Here is a 7,804-nt window from a genome sequence, read left to right on the forward strand (position 1 = left end):
GCCTTCGCTGGCAATTTCACGTTGGAGGATCTGGGCTTCATCTTCGTTCCTTCGTCACTGCGACGAAGCCCAGATCCTCCTCAACTCACAACCTCAAATCTGTGCCAGTGGTGCTGACGGGGGACATCCAAGGAGCACTCAGCTCAGCACCCGCTGCATAGGTTGGCGTGCATCGGCCATCGACGAGTGGATGCGCAATCCCGCTTCCTACGATCCTGCGAAATGACGCCATCATCGCATGGCAGGCGTCGCAAGTCCTACGCTCGCTTCCGAAACTTGCCCTTGATGACGGCACCGCCGATCCGGAGTTGGTCGAGATAATCCGACCACCACTGCGCCATGCGCACCCGTTCCGCCCAGTGCGCGCCGCGATGATAGGCGGCGCGCACCTTGTCCTTCTCGCCATGGGCCAGCGCGCGCTCGATGGCATCGGGATGCCACAGCCCTGACTCGTTGAGGAGCGTGCTGGCCATGGCGCGGAAGCCGTGGCTGGTCATCTCGTCGTTCTCGAACCCCAGGCGACGCAGGGCGACGTTCAGCGTGTTGTCGGAGATACAGCGCTTGGTGGTGTGAAGCGCCGGGAAGAGGAATTCGCTGTCCCGCGCCAGCGACCGTAGATCCTGCAACAGGAACAGCACCTGCCGCGACAACGGTACGGCATGCGGCTGCTTCATCTTCATGCGCTCGGCCGGCACGCGCCAGACCTTTTCGGCGAAGTCGATCTCGCTCCATTTCGCCTGCCGCAGCTCACCCGGGCGCAGGAACACATGTGGCGCGATCCTGAGAGCATGGAGGGTCTCGGGCCGCCCCGTGTACCCGTCAATTGCGCGCAGCAGGTCTCCGACCTTCTCGGGCTCGACGATCGCCGCATGATGCTTGACCCGCGGAACAGTAAGGGCGCCGCGCAGGATGTCGGCTGGATTACGCTCGGTGCGCAGGGTCGCGAAACCATAGCGGAAGACACGGCCGGCGAAGGAGCGGAGCCGGAGCGCCGTCTCATGATGCCCGCGACGCTCGACCCGCTTCAGCACGTCGAGAAGCTCATGCGGGGTGATCGCTGCGATCGGACGCTTGGCGATGCCATCGAGGAATTCGAGGAACCAGCGCGCCTTCTTGATGGTGGCGGGGGAACGTCCCTCACGCTCCATCTTCTGGATATATTCCTCCGCCACCAGGGCGAAAGTCGTCTGCGCGGCGAGTTCGGCCTTCAGTCGCCGCTGGCGCTTCTCCTCGACCGGATCGATCCCGTCATCGAGTTCGGCCTTGGCTTCGTCGCGCTTCCTGCGCGCCTGCACCAAGGTGACATCGGGGAAACTACCCAGCGAAAGTTTCCGCTCGATGCCGCAGCACCGGTAGCGGAAGCGCCAGAGCAGGGCGCCGGATGGCTGCACCAGCAGATACAAGCCGTCCGAATCGGCCACCTTGTAAGGACGCTCTGCCGGTTTCAGCGCCCGGATCTGCACAACCGTAAGCATGGGGCCACGCCTCCTGCAACGTTCGTGGCCCCATGATTCGTGGCCCCTTTTGAGTGGGCCACGGCGGAACATAATGAGATTTCACGGGACCGCCGAGAGGCAGTTTACCGCAGATTTCTGCGGTTTTCCAGGTTTGTTCCGGGGACGTGATGGTGCCGCTTACAGGACTCGAACCTGTGACCCCCGCATTACGAATGCGATGCTCTACCAGCTGAGCTAAAGCGGCCCATGACCTGTCGAACCGGCTGGTGTCCGGTCGAGGTGGGCGCGCTTAACAGTTGTGGTGGGGCATGGCAAGGGGCTTGGCGTTTTTACATGTCGTTAACGATAATGCGGGCATGACGGGACAAATGGCGAGATAGACGGGGACGGACATGCGCACGGCCGATCAAGCGGGGGCGGCATCGACAGGCGGGGCGGCGGATGTCGTTGGAAAGGAACCCCTGGACGCGGCGGAGGATGTTCTGTTCGGGCTGGCCGGTGTCGAGCGGCGGCTTCATGCGCGTGCCTATCATCATTGGGTCTCCCTTCTGGGCGACGCGCCCTATCCCTCGATCGCGGCGCTGGACCCCGTCATGCTGGGCGAGTTCGCCGAGCATTCGGCCCTGCTCGATTTTCGCGGCGACCGGGGCAATCCGATCATCACCTTCTTCGGTGGCACGTTGCGCGACGAATGCGGCGGGCACGGGCATTCCATGCGGGTCGGGGATCTGCCCCCGGGGTCGCTTGTGGGGCGGTTGACGCGCCATTATGCGCAAATCCTTGCCGAGGAGGCACCCGCCGGGTTCGAGGCGGAATTCCTCAACGCGCGCGGCCATACCACCCTCTATCGCGGGGTCCTGCTGCCCTATTCGTCCGATGGCCGCACGATCGATTTCATCCAGGTCGTGGCGAGCTGGAAGGAGGTGGCGGACCCCCTGCTTCAGGCCCGGCTGGATGCGGTGCTGCTCGATGTCGAAAGCCCGGCGGAGACGTCCCGCGACGCCTTGACGAAACCCCTGTGGGAAGCGCCGATGCCGTTCGGTCAGGAGGCCATGTCGAAGCGGGCCGAAGCGCCGTCCCTCGGGCATGTTCCGTTCGATGTCGATGCTCCCCCCGGTACGCCGGTCGTGCTGGTCGGTCGGGTCGCGCTGGATGGGGGCTTCGAAATCCTGGGTCAGGTGATCGGCGACGACCGCCTGTCCGACAGGGTATTACGCGCCGCACGATGAAAATTGCGCTGCGGCGCAACATCTTTTCTCGGTCGTCAGAGGGTTGAGCGACGCGACAGCCGGGCCTAGGACTTGCACCCATGGCACCGAATATGTCGCATCCGATGGCCGACGCGATCGCCGCACGGCTGACCCAGGGCGCCCTTCCGGCGGAGTTGCAGGGGTTCGGCCCCGCGGAGGTGGCTGCCGCGGCGGCCTTCGTCGCGGGGGTGGCCCAGCGGCGGGCGCCGGGTGAGCCGTCGATCGCGCTGGAGCCGATGTCGGGCGATGACACGCACCGCCGGATGCGCCTGGCCATCGTCAATGACGACATGCCCTTCCTGGTCGATTCGATCGCGGCGATGGTGGGCGCGGACGGAATCGCGATCGACCGGGTGATCCACCCCGTCCTGCCCGTGACCCGCGATGCGGAGGGCGAGCTTCAGGCGATCGGCACGGGCGGCCGGTCCGAATCCTTCATCTATCTGGAAATGGAACGCGCCGATGCGCGCGACCGGCGGGGATTGGTCGACGATCTGCGCGCCGTGCTGGCCGATGTCCGCGCGGCGGTGGCCGACTGGCCCGGATTGCAGGATGCGCTGGCCGCCGACGCGACCACGCTGGGCGAGAAGAATGGCGAGGGGGCCGCGCTGCTGCTGTGGTTCCTCAGCGGCAAGTTGACGCTGCTCGGCCATGAGAAGTGGTTCGAGGATGGCCGCGACGCGCCCGCGCTGGGCGTGGCGCGGACGCCGCACAAGATTCCGCTGCTCGCCGACACTTCGCGCCAGCGGGCTCTGGACTATTTCGCGCAAGGTGGCGCTGCGCCCTTGCTGCTCAAGTCCAATGCGATCTCGACCGTCCACCGCTCGGTGCCGCTCGATCTGGTGCTGGTGCCGGTGATGGAGGGCGGTCGCCCCGTCGGCCTGTCGATCCATGCGGGCCTGTGGACCAGCGCCGCGCTCGCCAGCCCGCCGCATGAGGTGCCCGTCCTGCGCACGCGTCTGGCGGCGCTTCAGGCCAAGTTCGGCTTCGATCCGCGCGGCCATACCGGCAAGGCGCTGACCCATGCGCTGACCGCGCTGCCGCATGATCTGGTGACCGCCTTCCCGGCGGAGGCGCTGGAGACGCTGGCGCTGACCGCCATGTCGCTGGCCGACAGGCCCCGGCCCGAGCTGGTGGTGGTCCGTTCGGTGTTGCAGCGGCATCTGTTCGCCTTTGTCTGGTTGCCGCGCGACGAGCTGATCACCGCGCGGCGCGTCGCGATCGGCGAGATGCTGGGCGAGGCGGCGAACGGCTCGCTGCTCAACTGGTCGATCGCGCTGGAGGACGGCGTCGTGGCGCTGATCCGCTACACCATCGACCTGCGTCAGGACGGCCGCCTGCCCGATACGGCCGTGCTGTCGGAACGGTTACGCAAGATGGTGCGCGGCTGGATGCCCGATGTCGAGGCGGCGCTGGCCGAACAGGTGCCCGCCCCGCGTGCGGCGCGTCTGGCGCTGCGCTGGGCCAATGCCTTCCCGACCAATTACCGCAATGTCAGCGACGCGTCGGAGGCCGCCGCCGACATTCTGCGTCTGTCCGCGTTGGAGGACGAGAATAGCCGCTCGGTTCGCCTCTTCCCGGTCCAGCCGGGGCAGGATCGCCAGCTGAAGATCTACAAGCTCAACGGCGCGCTGCCGCTGTCGGACGCGGTGCCGGTGCTGGAGAATTTCGGCTTCCGCGTGATCGGCGAGCTGCCGACCCGGCTGCGCGACGAGGCCGATCCCTTCGTTCACGACTTTATCGTAGAGACCGAGGCGACGACCGAGCCCAAGGGCGCGGCGGTGCTGGAAGGCGCGATCGCCGCGGTGCTGGAGGGCAAGGCGGAGAATGATGCGTTCAACCGCCTGATCGTCGATGTGGGCCTCAGCCCGCAGGCGGTGGTGCTGTTCCGCGCCTGGTTCCGTTATCTGCGCCAGGCGGGGCTGCCCTATGGCCTGACGACCGTGGTCGATGCGCTGCGCCGCGCGCCCAAGCTGGCGACGGCGCTGATCGAGCGGTTCACGGCGGCGCATGATCCCAAGGCACAGGGCGATATCGCCGCCGCCGATACTGCCATTGCGGCGGGTCTCGATGCGGTGTCGGCGATCGACGATGACCGTATCCTGCGCAGCTTCCGCGACATGATCGCCGCGACCTTGCGTACCAATGCCTTTGCCGAAGCGGGGCGGGAGGCGCTGGCATTCAAGCTGGACAGCCACCAGATTCCGGGGCTCCCCGCACCGCTGCCCTGGCGTGAGGTCTGGGTCTATTCCCCACGTGTCGAGGGCATCCATCTGCGCGCCGGACCCGTGGCGCGCGGCGGCCTGCGCTGGTCGGATCGCCGCGACGACTTTCGCACCGAGATTCTCGGCCTGATGAAGGCGCAGCGGGTCAAGAACGCGGTCATCGTGCCGACGGGTGCCAAGGGCGGTTTCTACCCCAAGCAGTTGCCGTCGCCCGTCACCGACCGCGATGGCTGGGCTGCCGAGGGCAAGGAAAGCTACCGCGTGTTCATCCGCGCGCTGCTGTCGATCACCGACAATATCGTCGAGGGCGCGGTGGTGCACCCCGAGGGCGTGCGCGTGCTGGACGGCGAGGATCCCTATTTCGTCGTCGCCGCCGACAAGGGCACCGCGACCTTCTCCGACGTCGCCAATGCGCTGGCGCTGGAGCGCGGCTTCTGGCTGGGCGACGCCTTCGCCTCCGGGGGTAGTCAGGGGTACGATCACAAGGCGATGGGCATCACCGCCAAGGGCGCCTGGGTCTCCGTCCAGCGCCACTTCGCCGAGCGCGGGGTGGATGTGCAGACGCAACCCATCCGCGTCGTCGGCTGCGGCGACATGTCGGGCGACGTGTTCGGCAACGGGATGCTGTTGTCCAAGGCGATCAAGCTGGTCGCCGCGTTCGACCATCGCCACATCTTCCTCGATCCCAATCCCGATCCCGCGACGAGCTGGGACGAGCGGGCGCGCATGTTCGCGCTGCCCCGGTCGAGCTGGGCGGATTATGACACCGGCCTGATCTCGGCGGGCGGCGGCGTCTTCCCGCGCTCGGCCAAGACCATCCCGCTGTCGGACGAAATCCGCGAGGCTTTGGGCATCACCGCGACCGCGCTGGAACCGGCGGCGCTGATCTCGGCGATCCTGAAGGCTCCGGCCGATCTGCTGTGGTTCGGCGGCATCGGGACGTACATCAAGGCGGCGGCGGAGAATAATGTCCAGGTCGGCGATCCGGCGAACGATCGCCTGCGCGTCGATGCCGAGGATCTGCGCGTCACCGCGATCGGCGAGGGCGCGAATCTGGGCGTAACGCAAGCCGCGCGCATCGCCTTTGCCGAGCGCGGCGGGCGGATCAACACCGACTTTATCGACAATTCGGCAGGCGTCGACTGCTCGGACAATGAGGTCAACATCAAGATCGCGCTCAACCGCGAGATGATCGAGGGCCGTCTGGCGGAGGGCGACCGCAACACGCTGCTCGCCGCGATGACCGATGACGTGGCGCATCTGGTGCTGGAGGATAACCGGCTCCAGACGCTGGGCCTGTCGATCGCCGAGGCGGACGGCGCGGGCGCGATGCCGAGCTATGTCCGCGTCATCGAAATCTTCGAGAATGCCGGGCGGCTCGACCGCGTGGTCGAGGGGCTGGCGAACAACGACGTGCTGTTGCGGCGCGGGCAGGACGGCATAGCGCTGACCCGGCCCGAGCTGGCGGTGCTGCTGGCGACGGCCAAGCTGACCCTGCAGGACGCGATCGAGAACAGTGCGCTGGCGCTCGACGACGAACTGCTCCCCGATCTGCACGCGGCCTTCCCGCCCGCGATGCGGGACGCGTTCGGCGAGGCGATCGATCAGCATCGCCTGCGCGGCGAGATCGTCGCCACCAAGCTGGCCAACCGGATCGTCAACCGGCTGGGCATCCTCCACCCGTTCGAGCTGGCGGAGGAGGAAGGCGCGGCGATGGCCGATATCGCGGCGATGTTCGTCGTGGTCGAGCGGCTGTTCGACTTGGGCGGTCTGTGGACCGCGATCGAGACGGCGGCGATGCCCGAGGCGGCGCGCATCGCGTTGTTCGACGAGGTGGCGCGGGCAACCCGGTCGCAGATCGCCGACCTGTTGCGCGCCATGCCGGCGGGCACCGCACCCGGCGCGGCACTGGAGCGGTTGCGGCCGGGGATCGAGCGGCTGGCGGCGGAAACGCCCGCCTTGCTCCGCGATGAGGCCAAGGCGCAGAGCGCGCGGGTCGTTTCGGCACTGGAGGAGGCGGGCGCGCCTGCAGACCTTGCGGCGCGGGTGGTGCGGGTGTCCGAACTCGACGGCGCGGTGGGGCTGGCCGATCTGGGCCAGCGGCTGTCGCTGGACGAGACGCGGCTGACCCATGCCTTTACCCGTCTGGGTCAGGCGCTCGGCCTCGACTGGGCGCAGGGCCAGGCGGCGCGGATCAGCCCCAGCGATCCGTGGGAGCGGCTGCTGATCGCTGGCCTCGCACGCGATTTCCAGCAGCAGCGGCTCGACTTCCTGGGCCGGGCTGGCGCGACCGATCTAGAGGAGGCGGTCGAGGCCTGGCTGGCGCGCAATGCCGAGCGGGTCGGCCAGTTCAAGGCGGTGATCGACCGGGCCCGCCTGGCCGCGCAACCCAATGCCGCGATGCTGGCCCAGATTGCGGGGCAAGCGCGGGTGCTGCTGGGGCGGTAATTACCACCATCCCGGCGAAGGCCGGAGCCCGTTGGTGCGTCGTTTGGGGCGTGTAAGACGCCGCGTGGGAAGCTCCTCCCGCGCGGCGTTTTCCTGTTCACGCGAAGACGCGAGGACGCGAAGAGGATTGAGTTCACGCGGAGACGTGGGGAAGAGGTTTTGTTCGCGCAGAGGCGCAGAGGACGCAGAGAGAGAGAGAGAGAGAGAGAGAGAGGTAGGTAGGGCCGCGCGCAGCGCCCTCAACTCCTCATCGCCCGTGACAAGAGGGCCGCTGGCGCGGCGGGCGAGACACCTCCGCTGTCCGTCGTCAGGACATTTGGCGCAGATGGGGGCGTAGATTAGTGGAGAGCGGGCCTCGTCTGGGGGCTGATGTTAGGCGGCCAGCTTGCGGTGCAGCAAGCGCCGATATTCGAGGGTCTGTCGC

The 7,804-nt window shown here is 67.3% G+C and carries 3 protein-coding genes and 1 tRNA gene; 2 read left to right on the top strand and 2 right to left on the bottom strand.

Annotated elements, in window-relative coordinates; all coding sequences use genetic code 11:
* Positions 1 to 257: 257 nt before the first annotated feature.
* Both ABDV78_RS19185 and ABDV78_RS19190 read right to left on the bottom strand, forming a co-directional pair.
* Positions 258 to 1,475, bottom strand: a complete 1,218-nt coding sequence (locus ABDV78_RS19185) for an integrase arm-type DNA-binding domain-containing protein (RefSeq protein ID WP_343529055.1) — start codon at positions 1,473 to 1,475, stop codon at positions 258 to 260.
* 150 nt (positions 1,476 to 1,625) lie between these two features.
* Positions 1,626 to 1,701: transfer RNA gene (locus ABDV78_RS19190), tRNA-Thr, on the bottom strand.
* A gap of 148 nt (positions 1,702 to 1,849) precedes the next feature.
* On the opposite strand from ABDV78_RS19190, the gene ABDV78_RS19195 reads away from it, so the two are divergent.
* Positions 1,850 to 2,686 (top strand): hypothetical protein, encoded by an 837-nt coding sequence (locus ABDV78_RS19195; protein WP_343529056.1) that lies wholly within the window; start codon positions 1,850 to 1,852, stop codon positions 2,684 to 2,686.
* A 104-nt stretch (positions 2,687 to 2,790) separates the two neighbouring features.
* On the top strand, positions 2,791 to 7,380 hold the full coding sequence (locus ABDV78_RS19200) for an NAD-glutamate dehydrogenase domain-containing protein (protein ID WP_343529057.1): 4,590 nt from the start codon (positions 2,791 to 2,793) through the stop codon (positions 7,378 to 7,380).
* The last annotated feature ends 424 nt before the right edge of the window (positions 7,381 to 7,804 follow it).

The sequence above is a fragment of the Sphingomonas sp. genome (assembly GCF_039594485.1).
Lineage (GTDB): Bacteria > Pseudomonadota > Alphaproteobacteria > Sphingomonadales > Sphingomonadaceae > Sphingomonas.

Bases quoted from the DNA above. Each gene is read 5' to 3' on its own strand.
- ABDV78_RS19185 (WP_343529055.1), bottom strand. From the start codon at position 1,475: ATGCTTACGGTTGTGCAGATCCGGGCGCTGAAACCGGCAGAGCGTCCT.
- ABDV78_RS19195 (WP_343529056.1), top strand. From the start codon at position 1,850: ATGCGCACGGCCGATCAAGCGGGGGCGGCATCGACAGGCGGGGCGGCG.
- ABDV78_RS19200 (WP_343529057.1), top strand. From the start codon at position 2,791: ATGGCCGACGCGATCGCCGCACGGCTGACCCAGGGCGCCCTTCCGGCG.